This is a genomic window from Centipeda artemidis DSM 19719 (assembly GCF_000426665.1).
In the GTDB taxonomy this organism is placed as follows: Bacteria; Bacillota; Negativicutes; order Selenomonadales; family Selenomonadaceae; genus Centipeda; species Centipeda artemidis.
Genome location: NZ_AUFU01000003.1, coordinates 1 through 23,021 on the forward strand (window position 1 = coordinate 1; position 23,021 = coordinate 23,021).

24 protein-coding genes, 4 tRNA genes and 1 rRNA gene are annotated in these 23,021 nt (G+C 55.3%); 11 read left to right on the forward strand and 18 right to left on the reverse strand.

The genetic code is table 11. From position 1 onward, the window contains the following. Nucleotides 1-170: ribosomal RNA gene (locus K341_RS0103530) — 16S ribosomal RNA — on the reverse strand; the annotation flags it as partial. A gap of 290 nt (nt 171-460) precedes the next feature. Here K341_RS0103530 and K341_RS0103535 point away from each other — a divergent pair. Together K341_RS0103535 and K341_RS0103540 are read left to right on the forward strand one after the other, a co-directional pair. Next, nucleotides 461-1,186, forward strand: a complete 726-nt coding sequence (locus K341_RS0103535; protein WP_009438962.1) for a thiamine diphosphokinase — start codon at nt 461-463, stop codon at nt 1,184-1,186. Nucleotides 1,187-1,204: 18 nt separating this feature from the next. Beyond that, entirely contained in the window at nt 1,205-1,987 is a 783-nt protein-coding gene (locus K341_RS0103540; RefSeq protein WP_026761879.1) for a tRNA 2-thiocytidine biosynthesis TtcA family protein, read from the forward strand. A gap of 366 nt (nt 1,988-2,353) precedes the next feature. On the opposite strand, the gene K341_RS0103545 is transcribed toward K341_RS0103540, so the two are convergent. The 7 genes from K341_RS0103545 to K341_RS0103575 all read right to left on the reverse strand — a co-directional run bounded on the left by K341_RS0103545 (nt 2,354) and on the right by K341_RS0103575 (nt 7,320). Further along, nucleotides 2,354-3,859, reverse strand: a complete 1,506-nt coding sequence (locus K341_RS0103545) for an IMP dehydrogenase (protein ID WP_026761880.1) — start codon at nt 3,857-3,859, stop codon at nt 2,354-2,356. Between the two features lie 194 nt (nt 3,860-4,053). Further along, nucleotides 4,054-4,140, reverse strand: a tRNA-Leu gene (locus K341_RS0103550). Between the two features lie 52 nt (nt 4,141-4,192). Then, nucleotides 4,193-4,594 carry a (deoxy)nucleoside triphosphate pyrophosphohydrolase gene (locus K341_RS0103555; protein ID WP_026761881.1) on the reverse strand — a complete coding sequence of 134 codons (402 nt, stop codon included), beginning with the start codon at nt 4,592-4,594 and terminating at the stop codon, nt 4,193-4,195. 3 nt (nt 4,595-4,597) lie between these two features. After that, nucleotides 4,598-5,578 carry an NAD(P)H-dependent glycerol-3-phosphate dehydrogenase gene (locus K341_RS0103560; protein ID WP_026761882.1) on the reverse strand — a complete coding sequence of 327 codons (981 nt, stop codon included), beginning with the start codon at nt 5,576-5,578 and terminating at the stop codon, nt 4,598-4,600. Next, nucleotides 5,575-6,312, reverse strand: coding sequence for a tRNA threonylcarbamoyladenosine dehydratase (locus K341_RS0103565; RefSeq protein WP_026761883.1), 738 nt, complete (start codon nt 6,310-6,312; stop codon nt 5,575-5,577). The genes K341_RS0103560 and K341_RS0103565 overlap by 4 nt, the downstream gene beginning before the upstream one ends. 95 nt (nt 6,313-6,407) lie before the next feature. Then, nucleotides 6,408-6,824 carry a universal stress protein gene (locus tag K341_RS0103570; RefSeq protein ID WP_009349119.1) on the reverse strand — a complete coding sequence of 139 codons (417 nt, stop codon included), beginning with the start codon at nt 6,822-6,824 and terminating at the stop codon, nt 6,408-6,410. A gap of 49 nt (nt 6,825-6,873) precedes the next feature. Further along, nucleotides 6,874-7,320 (reverse strand): universal stress protein, encoded by a 447-nt coding sequence (locus K341_RS0103575; RefSeq protein ID WP_009658214.1) that lies wholly within the window; start codon nt 7,318-7,320, stop codon nt 6,874-6,876. A 147-nt stretch (nt 7,321-7,467) separates the two neighbouring features. Here K341_RS0103575 and ilvA point away from each other — a divergent pair, with 147 nt between their 5' ends. From ilvA to K341_RS0103600, 5 genes are all read left to right on the forward strand, one after another. Continuing rightward, nucleotides 7,468-8,721 (forward strand): threonine ammonia-lyase, encoded by a 1,254-nt coding sequence (gene ilvA, locus K341_RS0103580; protein ID WP_037349392.1) that lies wholly within the window; start codon nt 7,468-7,470, stop codon nt 8,719-8,721. Between the two features lie 20 nt (nt 8,722-8,741). Beyond that, nucleotides 8,742-9,056 (forward strand): ArsR/SmtB family transcription factor, encoded by a 315-nt coding sequence (locus K341_RS0103585; RefSeq protein WP_009349122.1) that lies wholly within the window; start codon nt 8,742-8,744, stop codon nt 9,054-9,056. Between the two features lie 36 nt (nt 9,057-9,092). Further along, nucleotides 9,093-9,833, forward strand: coding sequence for a C40 family peptidase (locus K341_RS0103590; RefSeq protein ID WP_009349123.1), 741 nt, complete (start codon nt 9,093-9,095; stop codon nt 9,831-9,833). Between the two features lie 66 nt (nt 9,834-9,899). Then, a tRNA-Pro gene (locus tag K341_RS0103595) sits at nt 9,900-9,976 on the forward strand. A gap of 2 nt (nt 9,977-9,978) precedes the next feature. Next, nucleotides 9,979-10,055, forward strand: a tRNA-Arg gene (locus K341_RS0103600). Nucleotides 10,056-10,158: 103 nt separating this feature from the next. Here K341_RS0103600 and K341_RS0103605 read toward each other — a convergent pair. Together K341_RS0103605 and rfbB are read right to left on the reverse strand one after the other, a co-directional pair. Further along, nucleotides 10,159-10,234, reverse strand: a tRNA-Ala gene (locus K341_RS0103605). 82 nt (nt 10,235-10,316) lie between these two features. After that, nucleotides 10,317-11,327, reverse strand: a complete 1,011-nt coding sequence (gene rfbB / locus K341_RS0103610; RefSeq protein ID WP_026761885.1) for a dTDP-glucose 4,6-dehydratase — start codon at nt 11,325-11,327, stop codon at nt 10,317-10,319. A gap of 138 nt (nt 11,328-11,465) precedes the next feature. Here rfbB and K341_RS0103615 point away from each other — a divergent pair, with 138 nt between their 5' ends. Continuing rightward, the gene (locus K341_RS0103615; protein WP_026761886.1) at nt 11,466-12,980 is read left to right on the forward strand and encodes a Y-family DNA polymerase; all 1,515 of its coding nucleotides are present in this window, start codon (nt 11,466-11,468) and stop codon (nt 12,978-12,980) included. A gap of 85 nt (nt 12,981-13,065) precedes the next feature. Here the strand turns inward: K341_RS0103615 and K341_RS12705 are convergent, their stop codons facing one another. After that, the gene (locus K341_RS12705) at nt 13,066-13,221 is read right to left on the reverse strand and encodes a hypothetical protein (protein WP_162141742.1); all 156 of its coding nucleotides are present in this window, start codon (nt 13,219-13,221) and stop codon (nt 13,066-13,068) included. Nucleotides 13,222-13,312: 91 nt separating this feature from the next. Here K341_RS12705 and K341_RS0103620 point away from each other — a divergent pair, with 91 nt between their 5' ends. The 3 genes from K341_RS0103620 to K341_RS0103630 are packed head-to-tail and all read left to right on the forward strand — an operon-like array spanning nt 13,313 to nt 14,906. Further along, nucleotides 13,313-13,873, forward strand: a complete 561-nt coding sequence (locus K341_RS0103620; RefSeq protein WP_026761887.1) for a DNA-3-methyladenine glycosylase I — start codon at nt 13,313-13,315, stop codon at nt 13,871-13,873. Further along, nucleotides 13,852-14,577 (forward strand): AzlC family ABC transporter permease, encoded by a 726-nt coding sequence (locus tag K341_RS0103625; RefSeq protein WP_211221203.1) that lies wholly within the window; start codon nt 13,852-13,854, stop codon nt 14,575-14,577. The genes K341_RS0103620 and K341_RS0103625 overlap by 22 nt, the downstream gene beginning before the upstream one ends. Beyond that, nucleotides 14,574-14,906 carry a branched-chain amino acid transporter permease gene (locus K341_RS0103630; RefSeq protein WP_009372001.1) on the forward strand — a complete coding sequence of 111 codons (333 nt, stop codon included), beginning with the start codon at nt 14,574-14,576 and terminating at the stop codon, nt 14,904-14,906. The genes K341_RS0103625 and K341_RS0103630 overlap by 4 nt, the downstream gene beginning before the upstream one ends. 85 nt (nt 14,907-14,991) lie before the next feature. Here the strand turns inward: K341_RS0103630 and K341_RS0103635 are convergent, their stop codons facing one another. The 7 genes from K341_RS0103635 to K341_RS0103660 form a co-directional block, all read right to left on the reverse strand. After that, on the reverse strand, nt 14,992-18,183 hold the full coding sequence (locus tag K341_RS0103635) for an efflux RND transporter permease subunit (protein WP_026761889.1): 3,192 nt from the start codon (nt 18,181-18,183) through the stop codon (nt 14,992-14,994). A 12-nt stretch (nt 18,184-18,195) separates the two neighbouring features. Further along, a complete protein-coding gene (locus K341_RS0103640; RefSeq protein ID WP_026761890.1) occupies nt 18,196-19,383 on the reverse strand; it encodes an efflux RND transporter periplasmic adaptor subunit in 1,188 nt (395 codons plus the stop codon). A gap of 182 nt (nt 19,384-19,565) precedes the next feature. Further along, nucleotides 19,566-20,282, reverse strand: coding sequence for a ribonuclease III (gene rnc / locus K341_RS0103645; RefSeq protein ID WP_026761891.1), 717 nt, complete (start codon nt 20,280-20,282; stop codon nt 19,566-19,568). Nucleotides 20,283-20,286: 4 nt separating this feature from the next. Then, nucleotides 20,287-21,531: a beta-ketoacyl-ACP synthase II gene (gene fabF / locus K341_RS0103650; protein WP_009752838.1), complete on the reverse strand. Its 1,245-nt coding sequence runs from the start codon at nt 21,529-21,531 to the stop codon at nt 20,287-20,289. 37 nt (nt 21,532-21,568) lie between these two features. Continuing rightward, a complete protein-coding gene (locus K341_RS0103655; RefSeq protein ID WP_026761892.1) occupies nt 21,569-22,516 on the reverse strand; it encodes an NAD(P)H-dependent flavin oxidoreductase in 948 nt (315 codons plus the stop codon). Next, nucleotides 22,513-22,689, reverse strand: coding sequence for a hypothetical protein (locus K341_RS12710; protein ID WP_162141743.1), 177 nt, complete (start codon nt 22,687-22,689; stop codon nt 22,513-22,515). Before K341_RS12710 ends, K341_RS0103655 begins: the two co-directional genes overlap by 4 nt. A 96-nt stretch (nt 22,690-22,785) precedes the next feature. Next, a complete protein-coding gene (locus tag K341_RS0103660) occupies nt 22,786-23,016 on the reverse strand; it encodes an acyl carrier protein (protein WP_006689543.1) in 231 nt (76 codons plus the stop codon). Nucleotides 23,017-23,021: the final 5 nt, after the last annotated feature.

Genomic DNA, 23,021 nt, shown 5'->3' on the forward strand with positions numbered 1-23,021 from the left:
TAGCATTCCTTTCGGAATGTTGTCCCCATCTGATCGGCAGGTTGTCTACGTGTTACTCACCCGTTTGCCACTAAGCTCATAAAAGCAAGCTTTCATTCGCTCCGTTCGACTTGCATGTGTTAAGCACGCCGCCAGCGTTCGTCCTGAGCCAGGATCAAACTCTCCGTAAAAGAAGAGTCTCACTCGACTCATTAATGTCATTCTGTAAAAGAATTGTTTTCGTTGACCTAATTATCAACGATGTTGCATCTGGCTTCGGTTAGATTATCTCTAACCTCTCTGCATTGTGTAGTTTTCAGGGTACATCTCGTGCCGTTTTCAGATTATTTCCTCATATCGGCGCGGTTTATATAATATAACATAGGTCTTTTTTTGCGTCAAGCCCCTTTTTGATAATTTTCATTGTTTATGTCAAAAATCTTATGCTATAATTCATAATACATAGAAAGGAGCAGCGTCTATGCATACGCTTTCTCTTTCCGGAATACATGTCACTCTTCCCTGTGCTGCTGCAGAACTACTGATTTGTATAGGGGGCGGACGTGCTCCCTCTCCGACATGGTTCACAGATCTTCTATCCGCAATGGAAAAGTCCGGCATTACATCTCATATTTTGGCAATTGACAAAGGTGTCAATCTGTGTCGTGCAGTCTCAAAGTCCCCCTCCCTACTGATTGGTGACGGAGACAGCGCTTCTCCAGAAGCATGGGCTTGGGCGGTCGAGCACGGAGCAGAGGTATATCGCTTCCCTGTGGAAAAAGACGATTCGGATACGGCTCTTTCTCTCCGAATTGCGGCACAGCATTTCACGCGCCCACTGATCATTTTGACGGCGGCGTTTGGCGGTCGTTTGGATCATCTTTTCAGTACTGCTGCGATCTGCGCGCACGCGCCCGTTCCGTGCATTTTGATTGATGAAAAGGAAGCGCTCCTCTATTTACACGGCGGTGAATCGATTTCTATCGCATGTGACGAGATGCCACGCGCCATTTCCTTACTCCCCTTTACGGAGGAATGTGCGGGGGTAACGACACAGGGGCTGCATTGGGAGCTAACAGGCACAGTGATCTCCGCACGTGCATCAACAACCATTAGCAATATCATTTCTCCGAAGAATACGGCACGGCGCTTCTCCATTCATTTAGAGCGCGGCATTCTCGGCGTCTATCTCTGCTGGCAGGAATAGGTGGGAGTTTTAGGATTCATGAATATCAATATACCGCAGTCTTATTTCAGCAAACTCATGCGCGCGGTGGTCGAGTTCGAACTCATCGAGAACGGCGACCGCATTCTCATTGGTGTTTCGGGCGGCAAGGACAGCATCTTCCTAACCTATGCGCTCGCTATTCTGCGCGAGCGGTTAAAAAAAGATTTCTCCATCGCGGCATTTACGGTAAACCCGCAGTTCGACGAGCCGTTCGATACGGATGCCATCGCCGCGTTCTGCAAAAGCCTTGACGTCTCCTATGAGGTTGTAGATGTGGACATTGCGGGAACGATAGCGGCACAGGACGATAAAAGCCCCTGTTTCACCTGTGCATTCTTCCGACGTGGTGCCGTGAACCGCTACGCTGCTAAGCATAATATGAACAAGGTGGCATACGCGCACCATCATGACGACGCAGTGGAGACATTTTTGATGAGCCTATTCTATTCGGGACAGCTCAACACATTCCGTCCAAAGACCTATCTGGAGCGGACAAATCTGACGGTCATTCGCCCGCTCGTCTATTTCCGCGAGCAGGAACTCATCGACGCGATACGATATCATGGGTTCACACCGCTGCCGTCCCCCTGCCCGCATAACGGCAATACGACGCGTCAAACAGTGAAGGAGCTCATCGCGAGACTCGGCATGGAAAATCCGTTGCTCTACGATCACCTCTCTGCCGGAATGCGCGAGGGCGCGCTCGGCGAACTATGGCCGGCGACCAAGACACGCAAGGAAATGGAGAAAACCTACCGTGCATTTATGCAAAAGGCATAGAAAAATCCGGTATTCGATGTAAATATAAGTTACGTCGAATACCGGATTTTTCGCAGCAACACAGCTATGCGCCAAAATCGCGCGTTTTACCGTAACCCAAGTGACGCGCTAGATTTGATGCATAGCAAGGAATGAGGAGAATGCGAGCGACGGCGTAGTCAAAAGCTACTCCTAGCGAAGCATTCGACGACATGACACCGCTGTGCGCCAAGATCGCGCCTTATACCGCAACCTGAGTGACGCGGAAGTTTGGATGCAGCGCAAGGAACAAGAAAAATACAAGGGAAGGCGTAGATGAAACCTACGTCGACCGCAGGATTTTTCGCAGTGACACAGCGATGCGCCAAAATCGCGTGTCACGCCTTCTTAGTCGCGACCGAGCTTGTCGCGCAATATCACATCATGCGCCCCGCCCTCGACAATACTGGTCGAGGAGACAAGCGTCAACTTTGCCTTGTCACGGAACTCCGGCAAGGAGAGTGCACCGCAGTTGCACATGGTTGAGCGAATCTTCGAAAGCGTTGTCTCGACGTTTTCCTTTAGAGGTCCTGCATAAGGCACATACGAATCCACGCCCTCTTCAAAGGAAAGTTTTTTACTGCCGCCGAGGTCATAGCGCTGCCAGTTGCGCGCACGGTTCGACCCTTCGCCCCAATATTCCTTATAATAGGTACCGTTCACCATGACGCGATCTGTCGGACTCTCGTCGAACCGGGAGAAGTAGCGCCCGAGCATCAGGAAATCTGCCCCCATCGCGAGCGCGAGCGTCATATGATAATCGTAAACAATGCCGCCGTCGGAACAGATGGGAATGTAGACGCCCGTTTCCTTATAATATTTATCGCGCTCCGCACAAACGTCAATGAGCGCCGTCGCCTGCCCGCGCCCGATGCCCTTTGTCTCGCGCGTGATGCAGATAGAACCGCCGCCGATACCGACCTTGATAAAGTCTGCGCCTGCATTTGCAAGGAAGCGGAATCCCTCCCCGTCTACAACGTTGCCCGCACCAACCTTTACCGCATCGCCAAATTCCTCACGAATATGCTGTATCGTGAGCCGCTGCCACTCGGAAAAGCCCTCGGAGGAATCGATGCAGAGGACGTCCACGCCCGCCGCTATAAGTGCAGGCACGCGTTCGGCATAATCGCGCGTATTGATGCCCGCACCGACAATATAGCTCTTGTTGTCGTCCGTCAGCTCGAGATCGTTTTCCTTATTATCCGTATAGTCTTTGCGGAACACCATATAGCGAAGACGTTGATTTTTATCTACGAGCGGGAGCATATTGAGCTTATGATCCCAAATGAGATCGTTCGCATGTGTCAGCGTCGTGGAATCTGCATCCGCCCAAACGAGTTTTTCGAACGGCGTCATAAATGTAGCGACTTTCGTATCGAGCGACATGCGCGATACGCGATAATCGCGGCTCGTCACAATTCCGACAAGTTTCCCGTTGGCAGAACCGTCCTCGGTTACTGCCATCGTCGAATGCCCTGTCTTTGCGAGCAAATCGAGCACGCCGCCGAGCGTCGTCTCCGGACTGATATTCGAATCACTGCTGACAAACCCGGATTTATAATTTTTTACACGGGAAACCATCGCCGCTTCCTCTGCGATACTCTGCGATCCATAAATGAATGAAATACCGCCCTGTTTAGCAAGCGCAATTGCCATCGTATCGTTCGAAACTGCCTGCATGATTGCAGATGTGAGCGGAATATTCATTGAAAGCGCCGGCTCTTCATCTCGGTGAAATTTGACGAGCGGCGTGCGCAGAGAAACATTCGCTGGAAAGCATTCTGCCGAGGAGTATCCCGGAATGAGCAAATACTCTCCAAATGTGTGGGATGGCTCCGTGTAATAATGTGCCAACTTGACCCTTCCTTTCTGTTTCTTCATCAAATTTTTCTGTCAAATATACACGTTTCCGACGTATGTGTCAACCCGTCGCGGCCGAATATTACCCGTGATATAGGTATAGTTTCAAGTGTTTTGACTTGCTGTAAAAAAATCCCTAAGAGCTCTGCGCTGCTCTTAGGGAGATTACCCCGTAGGGATATTTGCTGTGGTGCCGAAGGCCGGGGTCGAACCGGCACGTTGTTGCCAACGGCAGATTTTGAGTCTGCTGCGTCTGCCAATTCCGCCACTTCGGCGCGTGGAGCCTGTCGGCTCGCTGTGTATTATAGCATTGCAAAGGGAGCATTGTCAACGCAGATATGCTTCAAGCCGGCGGATGAGTTCCGCATCCGCTTCAAACCATCGCACCGTATAAAGATCCTGCAGCCCAAGCCATCGTCCCTCCGAGTGTACCCGCAGCTCCGGCTCGCCGGATACATAGCGGCAGATATAGAGGCGCATATTCATGTGGAACTCCGGATAGTCGTGATCCAGTGTGCCCAGCAGCTCCTCCACAGTAACCTCAATGCCGAGTTCCTCACGAATCTCTCTGATAAGCGCCGCTTCGTCTGTCTCGCCCGGCTCCACCTTGCCGCCCGTGAACTCCCACGTCCCCGCGTAGTCACCGTAACTGCGGCAGGCGCCGTATACCTTTCCTTCGCGCAGGATCGCGCCGGCAACGACATCGATATGTTTTCGTATTTCGCTCATATCCTAATCCTTCTCCCCCTTGGTCGCGCGGAGGAACAGCCGTGTCAGCTGCTCCCGCGGATCGGCACCGCGTACGACAATCTCATAGACGGTCTCGGAGATGGGCAAATCAACGCCGTATTTCTGCGAGAGCGCCATGAGAGCCTCCGACGTATAGACCCCCTCGGCAATCTTATGAAACTCATCCGCCGTGCCGCGTACCACCGCTTCGCCATAGCGGCGGTTGTTGCTGTGCGGCGAAAACAGCGTTGCCTCATAGTCGCCGAGATGCGAAAGTCCGTAGATGGTCTCACCGTCGCCGCCCATCGCCTGCACGAGCCGATAGAGCTCTCGCGTGCCGCGCGCCATGAGCGCGCCCTTGAGGCTGCCATAAGACAACCCGTCCAGCATCCCTGCGGCAAGACCAATGACGTTCTTTGCCGCCGCACCAACCTCCGTGCCGAGCAGATCCTCTCCATAATAGAAACGAATCAAGGGGCTTGAAAGTTCTTCAACAAGCGCGCGCAGCTCCTCGCGTTCCTCCCCCGCAATCACCATACAGTTTGGAATCTCGCGTACAAAATCCTGCACATGCCCGGGGCCCACCCATACGAGGGGACGCACCGTATCGCCAAGCTCCTCATGCACCACTGTTGTCAGCCGCTTTCCTGTGCCGATCTCGATCCCCTTCATGCAGAGGATCACCTGCTTTCCTGTGAGCAGACCGGTCATTCCCGCAGCATTGAGATCACGCAGGAAGCTGCGCAGCGCCTGTGCATGAATCGAGATGATCACTGTATCCGCAAATCGAAGCGCCGCCGCAAGATCATCCGTGAGCCGCACCGCCTCGGGCATCGTCAGGAACTCGTTCCGCCGCGACGCATAGAGCTGCGCGAGATGCGGCGAGCCTTCCCGTCCCCACAGCATGACCTCATGTCCGATCCGATGTGCATACCACGCATGAAAGGAGCCCCAACGCCCGCATCCAAGTACAGAAATCTTCATGCCGATACCTCCACATGAATCCCCAACAGATCACGAATGACTTCGCCCGCCATAATCATCCCCACGACCGGCGGAACAAAAGAGACGCTCCCCGGCACACTGTTCCTGCCGGGAGCAGGGGGCTCTTTTCCGCCGGTCGGATGCTGCGGACGTTCGCGCGAGCAGACGACCTTGAGATGCGGCACGTTATACTCCTTAAGTTTTTTCCGCATCACACGTGCGAGCGGATCCACCTTCGTCTCGTAGATGTCCAATACCTCGAACAGTGTCGGATCGAGTTTGTTCGCCGCCCCCATGCTCGAGATGATCGGTATACCGCGTGCGCAGCACCGGCGCGCCAGATCAATCTTTGCCGACACCGTATCCACCGCATCCACGACATAATCATAACGCTGCGCAAAAAAATCATCCGCATTCTCCGGCAGATAAAACGCCTGTATCCCTGTCACCTTGCAGTGCGGGGTGATACCGTGAATGCGCACCGTCATTGCTTCGACCTTCGGCATCCCAATGGTATCCGTACATGCGTGGATCTGCCGGTTGATATTCGTCACATCGACGCAGTCGTTGTCAACGAGTGTCAAATGCCCAACACCCGCACGGGCAAGAGCCTCGGCGGTAAACGAACCGACGCCGCCAATACCAAACACAGCGATGGAGGCGCCGGCAAGCCGCGCCATACCGGCCACGCCGAGCAACATCTCAGTCCGCATAAAGCGGCTGCGCACATCCATAGACCTCTGCCTTTCTCTCCTAAAATCCCGGCATACACGACAAAGGGAGCTGCCGCGAACATACGCCGCAGCAGCCCCACAGAAATTTACAAAATTTACTTAACCACGAGCACAGGGCATTTTGCCTGTTCTACAACGTACTGACTGACGCTGCCGAGGAGTACACCCTTGACAACACCAAGCCCGCGGCTGCCCATGACGATGAGGTCGATGTTGTTCGACTCCGCAAAGTCGAGGACAACGACCGCCGGCGAACCGGTATCCGAGAACGACTCCTTCTCGACGCCCTCCGGCACCATCTCCATCGCGCGCTCGAGAATCACATTCCCCGCTTTCGTTACGGAGTCCAAAATCGCATCCGAGAGCACCGCGTTGATGGCGAGCTGATTAATATTTGCAACGTAGAGGAAGTTTACCTTCGCATTGCAGAGCTTTGCCAGCATGACCGCCTTTTCAATGGCGCGGTCAGCGCCTTCCGAACCGTCCACCGGCACCAAAATATTCTTCATCATGGCAGTTCCTCCTTTTCCTCAAAGAACCTAAACCACTCTATCGCAAAACTCACGCCCGCCCCGCCACTAAGATACGCGTATGCGCACGTTCGAGCACTGCCTGCGAAACGCTCCCGAGCAGAATACCGCTCACGCGCGAAGTTTTTCTCCCGCCGATGGCAATCAGTGCGCTCTTCTCCTCATCGGCAAAGCGCAGAATCTCTTCAACAGTACTCCCGACACGCAGGAAGCTGCTATACGCGACACCTGCGGGCAAAACCGCCGCCGCTGCGGAGAAAATCTCCTGCGCACGTGCCGATGCAGAAGCAGTCACCGTCTCCGGGAGCCATGATGCCGCACCGTCGTCCGTGCGCTCGTCAAAGGGCGTGACGTAGAGGAAGTCTATCGTGCTGCCCGTCACGCGGGCAATTTCCCCTGCGCTTTGCGCTGCGCGAAGCGCTCCCTCCGAGCCGTCGACAGGAACGAGAATCCGTGCATACAGCAAACAAGCGTCCATCACGTCCCCCTTCCTGTTATAGTATTTATTCTTGAAAATGCGTCGAAATCCTTCTTTATTCTGACTGCTTTTGTGCAAAAATATTTGACGTTCCACGGCGAAAATGATAGACTGACCTAAATAAAGAGCAGGTAATATGGAGGCAGCATGCACATGGGAGACGATCAAACACAACCGGAACAAGAGGTCATCGTTTCATCGACAGGGATTGCGAGCATCTATGCCGCCGCAAAACAGCTCGAGGGCATTGTGCGAAAGACCCCGCTCATATACAGCGAGTACTTCTCCGATCTCTCCGGCAACGCCGCCTATCTCAAACTCGAAAACCTCCAAATCACCGGTGCATTCAAACTGCGCGGCGCTTACAACCGCATCAGCATGCTCACCGAGGAGGAGCGGAGTCGCGGCGTCATCACCGCCTCGGCGGGCAATCATGCGCAGGGAGTCGCCTATGCCGCACAAAAACTCGGTGTTGCCGCCGTCATCTGTATGCCTGCCACGACACCGATTCTAAAGGTCGAGGCGACCCGCGCACTAGGTGCGACGGTTATTCTGCACGGCAATGGCTTTGACGACGCCTACGCGCACAGTCTATCGCTCCAAAAGGAGAAAGGTTTCGTCTACATCCACCCGTTCAACGACCGCGATGTCATTGTTGGTCAAGGCACGATCGCACTCGAGATCATCGACGCACTCAAGGACGTGGATGCAATTCTTGTCCCTATCGGCGGCGGCGGTCTTGTCTCAGGCGTAGCCCTTGGAACAAAGCTCGTCAACCCGCATGTGAAGATCATCGGCGTCGAGCCGGAAAACGCCGCCTGCATGAAGGCGGCGCTCTCCGGAGGAAAGCTCATCACGCTCCCCTCCGCCGATACCGTTGCCGACGGCTGCGCTGTCAAGACGGCGGGCACGCTCACATTCGAGTTCTGTCGCCGTTATCTTGATGAGATCATCACCGTCTCCGAGATGGAGATCATGAGTGCCCTGCTCTCCCTCATTGAGAAGCACAAACTCATCGCCGAAGGCGCTGGCGTACTCCCCCTCGCCGCACTGCCAAAACTCAACATACGCGGCAAGAAGATCGCCGTTCTCGTCAGCGGCGGCAACATAGACATCTCAACGATTTCCGCACTCATCTCCAAGGCACTCATCTCGCGCGGACGCGTCTTCCGCTTCGCCGTGCAGCTCCCGGACAAGCCCGGTCAGCTGCTCAACGTCGCACAGATCCTCACCGATTTGGACGCGAATGTCATTCGTCTCGACCACGATCAGAGCATGGTCACGGACAGCTTCAAAAAAGTGCAGCTCACCGTCACTGTCGAGGCGCACGGTCAGGAACACATCGACCACATCATTCGCGCCCTCGCAGAGAATGGATTTGAGATTAACAAGATTTATTGATAAGAAAGGACTCCGGAAGAATGACTTCTGCCGCCCCTCTGAAATGCATTGACCAAGACACCGCACAGCATCTCGCCGACCTCTTTAAGACGCTCGGCGATCCCACACGCATCAAAATCATCTCATTGCTCGCTGCAGAGCAGGAACTGCGCGTCTATGACATCGCCGACGGTCTCGGCATGGGACAATCCGCGATCTCACATCAGCTGCGCGTCCTGCGCAACGCACGCCTCGTCAAGTTCCGCCGCGACGGCAAGGAAGTTCTCTACTCCGTAGACGACGAGCATGTGCTCAGCTTCCTGAGTCAAGGACTCGAACACGTCCGGCACGGATAACAAACTTCCGCATTGATACGGAAAGGAAGAACCGTCATGAAACGCCTCGCAAAACTCCTCATCGGCACCGGCATTGCATTCTCACTCGCAGCCGGCACGGCATCCGCGTCGCCGACGCTCCGGGAAGGCTCGCACGGACACGAAGTACTCGTCCTCCAGCAAGCGCTCCAAAACGCAGGCTATAAGATCAAAAATGCCAACGGCGTCTTTGATAAAGATACCGAACGCGCTGTTGCCGAATTCCAACGTGACAGCAAAATAAAAATCACGGGCGTCGTCAACAACGCAACATGGCGTGCACTCAAGGATGCACCTGCCACGCGCCCGTGGGGCGTCGACGTTCCGCCGCCGGCAAAGCAGGATACCCTGCCTCTTGCACCGAACGGCAAGCCCATCCTCCCCGCGAGCAAAGTCTCGAGCATCATTAAAACGGCGAAGGCATATATGGGGACGCCCTATGTATTCGGCGGCGCAACACCAAAGGGATTCGACTGCTCCGGCTACCTCCAGTACGTCTTTCAAAAGCAGGGCATCGCCATCCCCCGTACAGCGGATGAGCAGTATAAACTGGGGCTTAGGACAAAGAGTGCAAAGGAGCTCGTCCCCGGTGACCTCGTCTTTTTCGAAACGTATGAAAAAGGTGCTTCCCACTGCGGCATCTATCTCGGCAAGGGCGAATTTATCCACGCCTCCACGAGCAAAGGTGTCCGCATCGACACTCTTTCGAACGACTACTGGAAACCGCGCTTCCTCGGCGGCAAGCATATTGTGAAATAGGACGCCTCTTCAAGTCGGCTCTCTGTATTGACTTTTCCCGTATCGCTCATTATAATAGTGCGGTATCGGGATGTAGCGCAGTTTGGCAGCGCGCTTGCTTTGGGAGCAAGATGTCGCAGGTTCGAATCCTGTCATCCCGACCAGCGCGTCCGTAGCTCAGTTGGATAGAGCAACGGCCTTCTAAGCCGTGGGTCGAGGGTTCGAATCCCCCCGGATGCACCATTGATATGAATCCGTATCGCTTTGAGAAGCGATGCGGTTTTTATTTTACCAAAAGCAAACAAAAAAGATGCGAGATTTCTCTCACATCCTCTAGCATCCGATATGGTGGAGACAAGGGGGATCGAACCCCTGACCTCTTGCATGCCATGCAAGCGCTCTCCCAGCTGAGCTATGCCCCCGCGCCTAAGCGCTGACAAATGGTAGTATAGCGAAAAGCCTACACAATGTCAATACTGAATTTTCGGTACAAAGAGCCCCGTCTTATCTCGCAACCTCGTTGCGCAGCCGGTACGATCCGCTCACGATGTCTTCCCACCATTCCTGATGTTCCTCATACCAGCGAATCGTGCTGCGGATGCCATCCTCGAACGAGGTCTCCGGCTGCCAGCCGAGATCGCGCCCGATCTTCGCGGGATCAATGGCATAGCGGCGATCATGCCCCTTGCGATCCTCGACATAGGAGATGAGCTCCTCCCCTTTGCCAAGTAAGCGAAGAATAGTACGAACGACGTCGATATTCGACCGCTCGTTATGACCGCCGACGTTGTAGATCTCCCCTGCGTTCCCCCGGCGTACGATGGCATCGATCGCCGCGCAGTGATCGTCCACATGGAGCCAATCGCGCACATTGAGACCGTCGCCGTAGACGGGCAGCTTCTCCCCGCGCAGCGCGCGGATGATCATGAGCGGGATCAGTTTCTCCGGGAACTGGAATGCACCGTAGTTGTTCGAGCAGCGAGAGATCGATACGGGTATGCCGTAGGTGCGCGCATATGCCTGCACGAGGAGATCCGCGCCCGCCTTTGAGGAGGAATACGGGCTCGATGTGTGCAGGGGTGTCTCCTCGGTAAAGAAGAGGTCAGGACGGTCGAGCGGCAGGTCACCGTAGACCTCGTCCGTCGAAACCTGATGATAGCGTTCGATGCCGTATTTGCGGCACGCGTCGAGCAGGATGCTCGTGCCGATGATATTTGTCTGCAAAAATATCTCAGGATTCTCTATGGAGCGATCCACATGCGACTCGGCGGCAAAATTAATCACAACGTCGGGCTTCTCGCGTTCAAACAGCGCATACACCGCCGCACGGTCGGCAATATCGCCACGCACAAAGGTGAAGTTCGGCGACCGCTTCGCCTCGTCGAGTGTCGCAATATTCCCCGCATAGGTCAGCACATCATAACAGACAATGCGATCCTCCGGATGCGTACGCAGCTCGTAGTAGATAAAATTCGCACCGATAAATCCGGCGCCGCCCGTGACGATGAGATTCATGAGATTTGCTCCTTTGGCGTTTATTCTATGAAAAATATTCGACAACAAGTCCTTTTTCCCTTTTTCAGTACTTCGGATCAAAATGATTTACATTTTACAAACGCACGTGCTATACTATACAAAAAGGAGGAGCCCAATGTGCAGCAACATACCTATATCGCGATCGATCTCAAATCATTCTACGCTTCCGTCGAGTGTATTGAGCGCGGACTCAATCCCCTAACGACCAATCTCGTTGTCGCGGATGAAAGCCGTACGAGCAAAACCATCTGTCTCGCCGTCTCCCCCGCACTCAAGGCACACGGCATCGGAGGACGTCCGCGGCTCTTTGAGGTCATCCGCCAAATCGAACAAGTCAACCGGAGACGGCGTATCCGCGCTCCCCACCGGAAACTCACAGGTGAAAGCACAGACGCAAATGAGCTCGCAAATCATCCGTCCCTCGCGGTGGCCTACCATATTGCGCCGCCGCGCATGGCGCTCTATATGGATTACAGTATGCGCATCTATGAGATTTATCTCCGGCGCATCGCCCCTGCCGACATTCATATCTATTCCATCGACGAAGTATTCATCGACGCAACGAGTTATCTGGACACAGAGGGCACATCGGCACATGCGTTTACCATTCGTCTCATCCGTGATGTGCTCCGTGAAACCGGCATCACCGCCACGGCGGGCATCGGCACAAATCTCTATCTTGCCAAAATTGCCATGGATATTGTAGCGAAGCATATTCCGCCCGATGCGGACGGCGTACGCATCGCAGAACTCGACGCATTGGAGTACCGCCGCCGCCTTTGGGCACATACGCCGCTCACTGATTTTTGGCGCATCGGCAGAGGAACGGCCAAGAAGCTTGAAGCTCACGGTCTCTATACCATGGGCGACATCGCACGCTGTTCTCTCGGCAATCCGCGGGAACCGCTTAACGAAGACCTGCTCTACCGGCTCTTCGGCATTCAAGCCGAACTTCTCATCGACCATGCCTGGGGACATGAACCTGTCCGCATGGAGGACATCAAAAACTATCGCCCGAAATCTCGCAGCACTCATATGGGACAAGTTCTTCAAAATCCTTACAGTGCGGATAAAGCACGCCTGATTGTCTGGGAAATGGCAGATGCGCTGTCCCTTGAGCTCACGGAGAAGAAGCTGACCACCGACCGCCTTGAACTGACCGTCGGCTATGACATCGAGTGTCTGACACGTCCCGAAATCAGCACCGCATACCGGGGACGTATCCGTCTCGACCGCTACGGTCGCCGTGTTCCGTGGCCGGCACACGGCAGCGCGCTCATCGAACGAAGTGTTTCTACGCATACCATAACGAAGGCGCTCACCTCCCTCTACGACGAGATTGTAAATCCCGCGCTCCTCATCCGCCGCCTTAGCATCTCCGCACAACATCTCATACGTGCGGACGAGATTCCGCCGACCGAGCAGATTGACCTGTTTTCCGCAGAAGAAACCGCGCAGGCGGCACTCACAGAAGCGGAGAAAAAATCTCACGCGAAAAATCATGCTCTACAGGAAGCCATTGTCGCTATCAAAAAGAACTATGGAAAGAATGCGATTCTGCGCGGCGCGAATCTCCTTGAAGACGCTACCGCACGGCTGCGCAACAGCCAAATCGGCGGACATAAAGCATAACGAAGTAAAAAGGAGTATATAGATGCAACGACCCGTATGCAGCATTTCAGACTATGCGGACATCATACGATTACCGCACCATGTCTCAAAGCGACATCCCCCCATGTCCCTCAGGGATCGTGCCGGACAGTTTGCCCCGTTTTCCGCGCTGACAGGTCTCCATGCTGCGGCAAAACATACAGCCGCGCGCAGTGATGCCGCCTTTGATGATCCTCAGGAATCGGATGAACCCTGTTGACAACAAATACAATTTTCTCTAGAATATAAGCATAACATCGACGAGCCGGAGCCCCGACGAGCACCGGCTTTTTCTTATCGAAGGAGGCGGGACAATGACGGTCGGGTGTAAGCAGCGGTGCCCTTGGGTGAGGTTAAACGATCCTATCTATATAAAATATCACGATGAGGAGTGGGGCGTTCCGCTCCACGACGACCGTGCGCTCTATGAGCTGCTGATTCTCGAGACGTTCCAAGCGGGGCTCTCATGGGCGACAATTCTAAGCAAGCGGGAGAATTTTCGCCGCGCGTACGAGGGATTCGTCCCCGAACGAGTCGCGGCGTTTGATGCGGCGAAGGTCAACACCTTGTTGCAGGATGCGGGCATTGTCCGCAATCGCCGCAAGATCGAGGCGAGCATCGTAAACAGCCGCACCTTCCTTGCGATCGCGGCGGAGTTCGGCAGTTTTGACCGCTATATTTGGGGCTTTACGGACGGCAAATCCATCCGCGAGAGCTGTATTCTGCGGACAACTTCTCCCCTCTCTGACACGATCTCAAAGGATCTCAAAAAACGCGGGATGAAATTCGTCGGCTCGACCTGCATCTATTCGACGCTCCAAGCGATCGGCGTGCTCGCCGCGCATACGGACGAATGCGATTGGAGCAAAACGTGAACGATAAGAGTACGCGGCTTTCTGCCCTGCGTGCCGCGTTCCCCTATACCGTTCCCATCTTCGCCGGATTTTGGTTTGTCGGCGTCGCGTACGGCGTCTATATGAATGCGTCGGGATTTTCGTTTTGGTATCCTCTCTTTATGAGCGCGCTGATTTTCGGCGGCTCGCTCGAGTTCATTGCCGTGGCGCTCCTCCTCAGTCCCTTTGCCCCGATGCAGACGTTCCTCCTCGCGCTCATGGTACAAGCGCGCCATATATTTTACGGGCTCTCCATGTTTGAAAAATACGGCGGTACAGGATGGAAGAAGCCCTATCTCATCTTCGGTATGTGCGACGAATCCTTTGCGGTCAATTATACGGCAAAGATCCCGCATAACGTCGATGCGGGCTGGTTTATGTTCTTCGTCACGCTGCTCAATCACGTTTACTGGGTAGCGGGCGCGGTCTTCGGCGGTCTCATCGGCGGCAGTCTGCCGTTTGATACGACAGGCATCAATTTTGTAATGACCGCGATGTTCGTGGTCATTTTCATTGAGCAGTGGATGAATGACACACAGCATTATACCGGTGTTTTGGGGCTTGCTGCGGCGGGTATCTGTCTTACGGTATTTGGCAGGGATGCTTTTATGATCCCCACGATGGCGGTCATCCTAACGGTCTGCCTGATCGCGCGCCCCTATCTTGAGAGGAGGGCGGCGAAATGACCTTTTTCGAGCAATGCATTACGATTGCGCTCTGTATTCTCGCTAGTGTTCTGACGCGCGCGCTTCCCTTCCTCTTTCTCACCGGCAATAAGCCTGCACCGCCGCTCGTGCGCTATCTCGGGAATGTGCTGCCCGCCGCCGTCTTCGGGATGCTCGTCGTCTACTGTCTCAAAGACACCTCATTCCTCCGCGCCGACCACGGTCTCCCCGAGCTCATCGGTATTGCCGTCACCGCGATTCTCCACATCCGCCTGCGGCAAATGCTGATCTCCATGGCGGGAGGAACAATCGTTTATATGCTCCTGGTTCAGCTGATATTCCCCCACTGATCTCATACGATTCATACGTGAAAAGGACGCCTGCGCAAACCGTGCAAGCGTCCTTTTTCCAACGGATCGTCGTTTGATTCAGTTTTTACATGTACTCATCTGCAGTCTTTATCTTTGGTTTCTTTCTGCCGCCAAGCATTCGCGCGATACGATCGACAACGACATAGAAGGCCGGAATGAGGAAGATGCCGAGGGCGGTTGCGAAGAGCATACCGCCGACGACGGCGACGCCCATACCGTTACGCGCAGCAGCGCCTGCGCCGGATGCGACGGCAAGCGGCAGACAGCCAATGATGAACGCAAATGACGTCATAAGGATCGGGCGAAGCCGCAGCCCCGCCGCTTGAATTGCAGCTTTCAGTGGATCCATGCCGCGATCCACACGAACCTTTGCAAATTCAACAATCAGGATTGCATTCTTTGCCGCAAGACCAATGACCATGATGACACCGATCTGCATATAAACGCTGTTCTGGAAGCCCGCGGCGGGTATCCCGATCATACCGAAGATGAACGCGAGCGCGTACTCAGAGAAGAGCGCCCCAAAGATGCCGGTCGGTACGGTGAGCAGGACAGCGAACGGTACGCTCCAGCTCTCATAGAGCGCTGCGAGCGCGAGAAATACGAATACGAGGGCAAGCGCGAGCACCTGCATGGTGGAATCCGCAGATTTCCGCTCTTCGCGGCTCTGCCCCGACCATTCGATGTTGTAGCCCGAGGGGGCGTGTTTCTGCACGATCTCGGTGATGGCGTTCATCGCCTGACCGGAGCTATAGCCCTGCCCCGCGCTCCCCTGAATGGTGATCGAGCGCGCACCGTTAAATCTGCTGATCTGGGTCGGTCCCGTTGTGAGTGTGGGCTTTAGGAGCGTGTCGAGTGGAACCATGCCGCCTGAGGAGTTGCGGACAAAGACGAACTTTGCCGCCTCCGCCTCCGTGCGATAGGTGACGTCGGACTGAAGAACAACCTTGTAGGTGCGTCCAAATTGGTTGAAGTCGTTGACTTCATAGCCGCCGAAGTTGACTTGGAGTGCGGTGAATACATCGGTGAGCTCGACGCCAAGATTTTTGACCTTCTCACGGTCGATCTCGTACCGATAACTCGGCGCGTTGATCTTAAACGTCGTACGCACGCCCTGTAGCTCAGGACGCGTATTCGCCTCGGCGAGAATCCCGTTCACGAGATCGTTGAGTTCGAGATCTGTATGACCGGTCATATCCTGAAGTTCGAGCGACCAACCGCCAACGTTGCCGAGTCCCGGAAGCGCCGGCGGATTGATGGCGATGACGAGCGCTTCGGGCGCTTCCATCGCGCCGACGCGGAACATCTTATATACCGCTGCCGTGACAGACTGTGCAAAGGCCGGACGCTGCGACCAATCCTTCATGCCGACAAAGATGACGGCGCCGTTGGAGTTCGCGCCGCCCGCGAGGATGTCAAATCCGTTGATGGACATGACAGCGCTCTGCCCATCAATCTCGCGCTGCGCCGCCTGCTGGATCTTGTCCACAACTTTTTGCGTTTGGTTCGTGGAGGTTCCCGAGGGGAGCTGAATCGCAATCATCATATAGCCCTGATCTTCTTCGGGAACAAAGGTGGACGGGAGATTCTTATAGATGAGCGCAGTCACGCCGCAGACGATCAGCAGGAACACAATGGCAATCCTCGATTTGCGGATCGAGTTTGTGACGATGCCGATATAGCCTTTGCGGGCACGGTTGAACCAATTGTTGAATCCATCGAAGAAGCGATCGAGGAATCCCTTTTTCGCATTTTCCTTCTTCGGCTTCAGCATGAGCGCGCAGAGCGCGGGTGTGAGTGTGAGTGCAACGAACGCGGAAAGCGCCATCGAGATGGCGATGGTGAGTGCAAACTGTTTATACAGGACGCCCATCATGCCGCCGAGGAATGCAACGGGGACAAAGACCGCCGCGAGGACGAACGCGATCGCGACGACAGGTCCCTGCACCTCCGCCATCGCGCGCTCGGTGGCGTCAATCGGCGAGAGTCCGCTTTCCATATGATGCTCGACGTTCTCAATGACGACGATCGCGTCATCGACGACGAGACCGATCGCAAGAACCATCGCAAACAGTGTCAGTGTGTTGATAGAGAAATCGAGCAGCACAAACGCGCCGAACGTTCCGATAAGAGACACCGGAACCGCGAGCAGAGGGATCACCGTCGCGCGCCAGCTTTGCAGGAACACGAAGATGACAAGAACGACGAGGAGCAACGCCTCGACAAAGGTATGCACAACTTCGCTAATGGAGGCGTTGATGTAGTCCGTACTGTCAAAGATAGACTTCATCTTGAGTCCGGGCGGGAAATTCGCCTCGGCATCATCCAAAATCTTGCGCACCTCGGCGATGGTCGTCATTGCGTTCGCATCGGAGGTGAGCTGAATGCCGAAACCGACGGCAGGATAGCCGTTAAATTTTGCGACAATATTGTTCTGCCGCTGTCCTGTCTCGATTCGCGCGACGTCCTTCAGACGAACGAAGGAGCCGTCCTTGCCCGAGGCGATGATAACGTTGCCAAACTCCTCGGGCGTCGTGAGTCGTCCCTGTACCTTGCCCGTGAACTGCTTTTCCTGACCGTTGACCGTCGGCATTCCGCCGACCGTGCCCGCGGGCGCCTGCACGTTCTGCTCGTTGATCGCCGCCGTGATGTCCGCGACGGTGAGTCCTAGCTCTGCGAGGCGATCCGGATTCAGCCAGACGCGCATGGCGTAATCCGCACCAAAGACCTGAACCTCGCCGACACCGTTGACGCGCTTGATGGCGTCGAGGAAGTAGAGCGTCGCATAGTTCTTCATAAACGCGCGGTCATAGCTGCCATCCTCGGAGTACAGCGAGACGAAGTACGCCATCTGCCCCGAGGATTTGCGCGTGGTCACGCCTGCGGACTGCACGGAGGACGGGAGACTGGCGTTTGCTCCCGCCGCGTTGTTCTGCACCTTCACGGCGTCCATGTCGCCGTCCGTGCCGACCTCAAAGGTCACGGAGAGACTATAGCGTCCAGTATCGTCGGACGTGGAGTCCATATAATCCATGCCCTGCGTTCCGTTGACCTGTTCCTCGATGACCTGCGCAACGGTTTCGTTGACAACGGCTGCGCTTGCCCCCGTATAAGACGCAGAGACCGCGACCGTCGGCGGCGAGATCTGCGGGTACTGCGCGATCGGCAGAGAAAATCCTGCAATCGTTCCGACAATGACGATCATCAACGCGATGACAATCGCAAAGATCGGACGATGAATGAAAAATTTTGCCAAAGGGTTTCCTCCTTACTCCGCGGGCGTGAGGGCACGCGTGTTAAAGTCGGAATCATCCCCGTCGATGGAGAAGCCCATCTCGTCCGGCGTCACCATGGTTACGGCAAGATCGCCGCCTTCCTGGAGTGTCGTAAGTCCCTCGACAACAACAATATCGGAGGCATCTATACCGTCCTTGATGACATAGTAGCTGCCGACCTTATCACCAAGTGTCACCGTGCGTGCGGCGGCCTTATTTCCGTCGCCGACGACCATGACGAAGGATTTGCCGAGGAGCTGCTGCACTGCACGCTCCGGGACGAGCAGTGCGTTTGGAATGGTATCGCCGATGAGGCTGACGCGGGCAAACATGCCCGGAAGGAGGAGTCCGTCGGGGTTGTCAAAGAGCGCCTTGAGCGTCAGTGTTCCCGTATTTGCAGCGAGCGCGCGATCTGCCGTTGCGATGTGTCCGGTGAGCGGATATTTCGATCCGTTCGAAAGGGTCAGCTGTACGATGACGCCGCCGATACCGCTCTGCTGCGCCGCCTGTTCCACGAAGTTCAGGTATTCGTTCTCAGAGAGACTGAACTGCGCATAGATGGGATCCGATGTCCCCATGGAGACGAGCGTTGTCGTCCCTGCCGAGACAAAGGTGCCGACGCCCACATCGTTCACAGAAAGCTGCCCCGTCATAGGAGCATAGACGGTCGTATCGTCGAGGTTTTCCTGTGCCTGGCGCAGAAGTGCGGCATTCGCGGCTGCCGCCGCCTCGTAGGCGCTCACCTGCGCGCGCTGGGTCGTCAACGTCTGTTCGGAGATCGCGGCATCGGCATAGAGCTGCTCGTATCGAGAGAGATCCATACGCGCGTTGTTAAGTGTCGCCTCGGACTGCGCGAGCGTCGCCTGCGCCTGAAGCACCGCGCTGCGGTACTGGCGGTCGTCAATGCGGTAGAGAGGCTGCCCCGCCGTGACAAGTTGTCCGCCCTGCACATATTTCTCCACGATGTTGCCGGAAACACGCGACTGGATATTCACCTCGTCTGTTCCGACAATCTGTCCTGCGTACACATGCGTGAGCGGCGTATCCTGCTGCAGGACATTCATCGCCTTGACCTGGGTCGCACGCGTACCGCTCTGCTGCCCGCCGCCGCACCCTGCCATGAGTATGCTGCATACGAGCACAGAAATAAGTGCAAATACGCTCTTCTTGATGCCAAACAAATAAAAAACCTCCTCTTTGTCCCATTCCCTCGGACAATGTTTCTTCTCCGCTAAATATGCTCTCTATGAAGAAACGGCAGGTATCCGCACGGGACTCCCTGCCATAGCAACTTTATATTATCGAATCATGTTGGAAAAGTCAAGGAATGAAATCCCACACACCGATAAGTTTAACTGAAATTTTAGCTCTGTCCGAGCTTCGAAAGCGCGTGCGCAGCCGCCTGCTGCTCAGCCTTTTTCTTGCTTGGGCCCGTTCCCTCGCCGAGTGTTTCTCCGCCGACCAAAACACGGGTCGTAAACCGTTTGTCATGATCCGGCCCGCTCTCTCCGACAAGCTCGTAGGCAACCGACATGTGCCGATCCTTCTGCACGTGCTCCTGCAAGGTAGTTTTATAGTCGCACCGCACCTGTGCGGGCTGCACATTTCCAATCTCCGGTACAAGCTGCGTGCATACATAATCTCGTGCAGATTCCCATCCGCGGTCAAGATAAACGGCGCCAATGACTGCCTCGAATACATTTTCAAGGTTGTTCTGCCGATCGGCACCGCCGCCGCGCAGCTCTCCATGCCCGAGACGCAGATGCCTCCCCAGATGCAGCCGACGCGCAAGCCGCGCAAGCGTATCGCTCTGCACAAGGCTTGCGCGCATCTTGGTCAGCTCCCCCTCGCTGCATTGTGGAAAGTGCTTATATAAATATGTGCTGGAGGCAAGCTCCAGCACAGCATCGCCTAAAAACTCCAGGCGCTCATTATGCGGTATAGAGTCACGCGACTCGTTTGCATAGGACGGATGGGTCAGCGCCTCGTCGAGCAGGGCGATATTGGAAAACGCAACGCCCATATGCACGGCAAGCCGTTCCAGCTCTGCACGCCGTGCGGGCGATAGTCCTTCCGCCATTGCGCTACTTCTCAAATTTTTTAACGACGAGACATGCATTATGTCCGCCGAAACCAAAGGAATTCGAAATCGCGGCACGAACCGTCTTTGCACGTGCGACGTTCGGCACATAGTCAAGATCCAGCCCCTCGTCCGGCGTCTCGTAATTAATTGTCGGCGGCAGCATGTCGTTTTCAACGGCGAGTACGGTTGCGATCAGCTCTACGCTGCCCGCAGCACCGAGCAGATGTCCGGTCATGGATTTAACGGAGGATACGGAAACATCCTTTGCCGCTGTGCCCCACACCGTTTTAATCGCCTCGGTTTCGCAGAGATCGTTCATATGCGTCGAGGTACCGTGCGCATTAATATAGTCGATATCCTCGGGCTGCATCTCTGCATCCGAGAGGGCAAGACGCATACATTTCGCCTGATATTCGCCCTGCGGTGCCGGACTTGTAATATGGTAGCCATCCGAGTTTGAACCATAGCCGACAAGCTCCGCATAGATATGCGCGCCGCGTGCCTCGGCATGTTCGAGGGTCTCGAGCACGACCAGCCCCGCACCCTCGCCCATGACGAAGCCCGAGCGGTTTTTATCAAACGGGCGGGATGCATGTGCAGGATCGTCGTTATGATCGGTACAGAGCGCCTTCATCGCCGCAAAGCCCGCACTGGCGGCCTCGGAAATCGATGCCTCCGTACCGCCCGCGATCATAATGTCCGCTTCCCCGCGCTGCATCACACGGAACGCATCGCCGATGCAGTTCGCCCCCGTCGCGCATGCCGTCACGACACAAGAGACAGGCCCGTGCAGACCGTAGTTGATGGCAACCTGTCCTGCCGCCATATTGGCAATCATCATCGGAATGAAGAAGGGGCTGACGCGCTCGGGACCTTTGTCGAAAAGCCGCTCATAGGTACTATGCATGGTCTCGATGCCGCCGATGCCCGCACCGACATAGGCGCCGATGCGGTCATGATCCTCTGCATTGAGGTCAAGCCCCGCATCCGCGATCGCCATGCCTGCGGACACAACGGCGAACTGGGCATAGCGATCCATGCGCTTTGCCTCTTTCTTATCGATATAACCGTCGATACTAAAGTCCTTGACTTCGCCTGCAATCTGCGCGGCGTAGCGCGTCGCATCAAAACGAGTGATCTTATCAATACCGTTTTTCCCCGCAAGCAAGGCGTCCCAAAAGGCGTCCTTTCCAATGCCGATCGGCGTAATGGGACCAACCCCCGTAACGACAATTCTCTTCTTCAAACCAATCGACTCCTTTCCCGGAGCATCCTCGGACACTCTAGTTCGCTGCCTCGAGCTGTTGTTTCAGCTCTTCAAATATCTCATGAACACTCAAAATCCGGTCGATGCGCGGCATGTATTCGCCTGTAAACACGAGCCCTGTCTCGAGATCCCCCTGCTGTGCACGCGAGAGCGCACGGATAATGCAGAAGTGATGATCGCAGTGCTTAAGACACCGATCGCAGACCGTCGGCGGTACGGGTCCCTCCATGATCCGCGCCGAAAACGGTGTGCGAACGGCGCGCCCCGGCAACCCCACGGGGCTGTGAATAATCACGATGTCATCTTTTTTCGATTTCAAATAGTATCTTTTGAGCGACGGTGCCGCGTTGGACTCCACGCAGGCGGCAAAACGAGAGCCGAGCTGTACGCCGTCGGCGCCCTGTTTATGCAGATCTGCGATATCCTGTCCCGTCAGGATGCCGCCTGCCGCAAAGACGGGAATCTTCACCGCGGCGCGGACATCGGAGATAATGCTGCGGACGGATTGATCCGTTCCAAGATGTCCCCCTGCCTCCTTCCCTTCAACGACAACTGCCGCCGCACCGAGCTTTTCGGCAATCTTTGCCAGTTTTGGCGTAGATACGATCGGCACAATTGGTGTGCCGGATTCCTTGCCAAGCTGGAACATATCGCGGGAAAATCCCGCACCCGCGACGACGAGGTCAATGCCCTCTTCGATCGCAATTTGAACGGCCTCGGAAAAGTCGCTTGCCGCGACCATTTCGTTGATGCCGATAATACCATGTGGGGAAAGTGAGCGCGCAAGCCGGATTTCATACCGCAGTTCCTTGTGTTTCATACCGGAAGCCGCGATGAGTCCGATGCCGCCTTCGTTTGCAACAGCGGCGGCGAGCCGCGCCGTTGTGATGCGAATCGCCATACCGCCCTGAATGATGGGGACGGTGGCAACTTTGCTGCCAATCCTCACCTCGGGTAGTCTCATATAAGCCCTCCAATCGCGTGAGAATACGCCACACAGCGGCGTGCCGCACACGGCGGCTTCGTTCTCTCCGCAAGAAGTTCAATCTCCCCTTCCGTCATATTCGTCCGGTTCCGCCGGGCGGGGATAAATGTATCATAGCGGGACAGTACTGTCCCGGTGTTATGCGAATTCATAGATGCCTTTTGAGAAAAATCCCGTGCGCCTGAGCTGTCACGGGATTTCCCTAAAAGACCGTTTTGTGGGCGGATACCGTCCGCCCGAAAGGCTTCTTATTTGTTCTGATCGATGTAGTTGACGACATCCTGAACAGTTTTAATCTTTTCAGCTGCCTCATCCGGGATCTCTACGTTAAATTCTTCTTCGAACGCCATGATGAGCTCAACGATGTCGAGCGAGTCTGCGCCAAGATCGTCAATGAAGGTGGACTCAAGGGTGACTTCGTCAGCCTCCGAGCCAAGCTGTTCCACGACGATGTCGCGAACCTTGTCAAACGTTGCCATGCAGT

Coding starts and splice junctions, on each gene's coding strand:
- K341_RS0103535 (WP_009438962.1), top strand. CDS start 461: ATGCATACGCTTTCTCTTTCCGGAATACATGTCACTCTTCCCTGTGCT.
- K341_RS0103540 (WP_026761879.1), top strand. CDS start 1,205: ATGAATATCAATATACCGCAGTCTTATTTCAGCAAACTCATGCGCGCG.
- K341_RS0103555 (WP_026761881.1), bottom strand. CDS start 4,594: ATGAGCGAAATACGAAAACATATCGATGTCGTTGCCGGCGCGATCCTG.
- K341_RS0103560 (WP_026761882.1), bottom strand. CDS start 5,578: ATGAAGATTTCTGTACTTGGATGCGGGCGTTGGGGCTCCTTTCATGCG.
- K341_RS0103565 (WP_026761883.1), bottom strand. CDS start 6,312: ATGGATGTGCGCAGCCGCTTTATGCGGACTGAGATGTTGCTCGGCGTG.
- K341_RS0103570 (WP_009349119.1), bottom strand. CDS start 6,824: ATGATGAAGAATATTTTGGTGCCGGTGGACGGTTCGGAAGGCGCTGAC.
- K341_RS0103575 (WP_009658214.1), bottom strand. CDS start 7,320: ATGGACGCTTGTTTGCTGTATGCACGGATTCTCGTTCCTGTCGACGGC.
- ilvA (WP_037349392.1), top strand. CDS start 7,468: ATGCACATGGGAGACGATCAAACACAACCGGAACAAGAGGTCATCGTT.
- K341_RS0103585 (WP_009349122.1), top strand. CDS start 8,742: ATGACTTCTGCCGCCCCTCTGAAATGCATTGACCAAGACACCGCACAG.
- K341_RS0103590 (WP_009349123.1), top strand. CDS start 9,093: ATGAAACGCCTCGCAAAACTCCTCATCGGCACCGGCATTGCATTCTCA.
- rfbB (WP_026761885.1), bottom strand. CDS start 11,327: ATGAATCTCATCGTCACGGGCGGCGCCGGATTTATCGGTGCGAATTTT.
- K341_RS0103620 (WP_026761887.1), top strand. CDS start 13,313: ATGACGGTCGGGTGTAAGCAGCGGTGCCCTTGGGTGAGGTTAAACGAT.
- K341_RS0103625 (WP_211221203.1), top strand. CDS start 13,852: ATGCGATTGGAGCAAAACGTGAACGATAAGAGTACGCGGCTTTCTGCC.
- K341_RS0103630 (WP_009372001.1), top strand. CDS start 14,574: ATGACCTTTTTCGAGCAATGCATTACGATTGCGCTCTGTATTCTCGCT.
- rnc (WP_026761891.1), bottom strand. CDS start 20,282: ATGGCGGAAGGACTATCGCCCGCACGGCGTGCAGAGCTGGAACGGCTT.
- K341_RS0103655 (WP_026761892.1), bottom strand. CDS start 22,516: ATGAGACTACCCGAGGTGAGGATTGGCAGCAAAGTTGCCACCGTCCCC.
- K341_RS12710 (WP_162141743.1), bottom strand. CDS start 22,689: ATGAATTCGCATAACACCGGGACAGTACTGTCCCGCTATGATACATTT.
- K341_RS0103660 (WP_006689543.1), bottom strand. CDS start 23,016: ATGGCAACGTTTGACAAGGTTCGCGACATCGTCGTGGAACAGCTTGGC.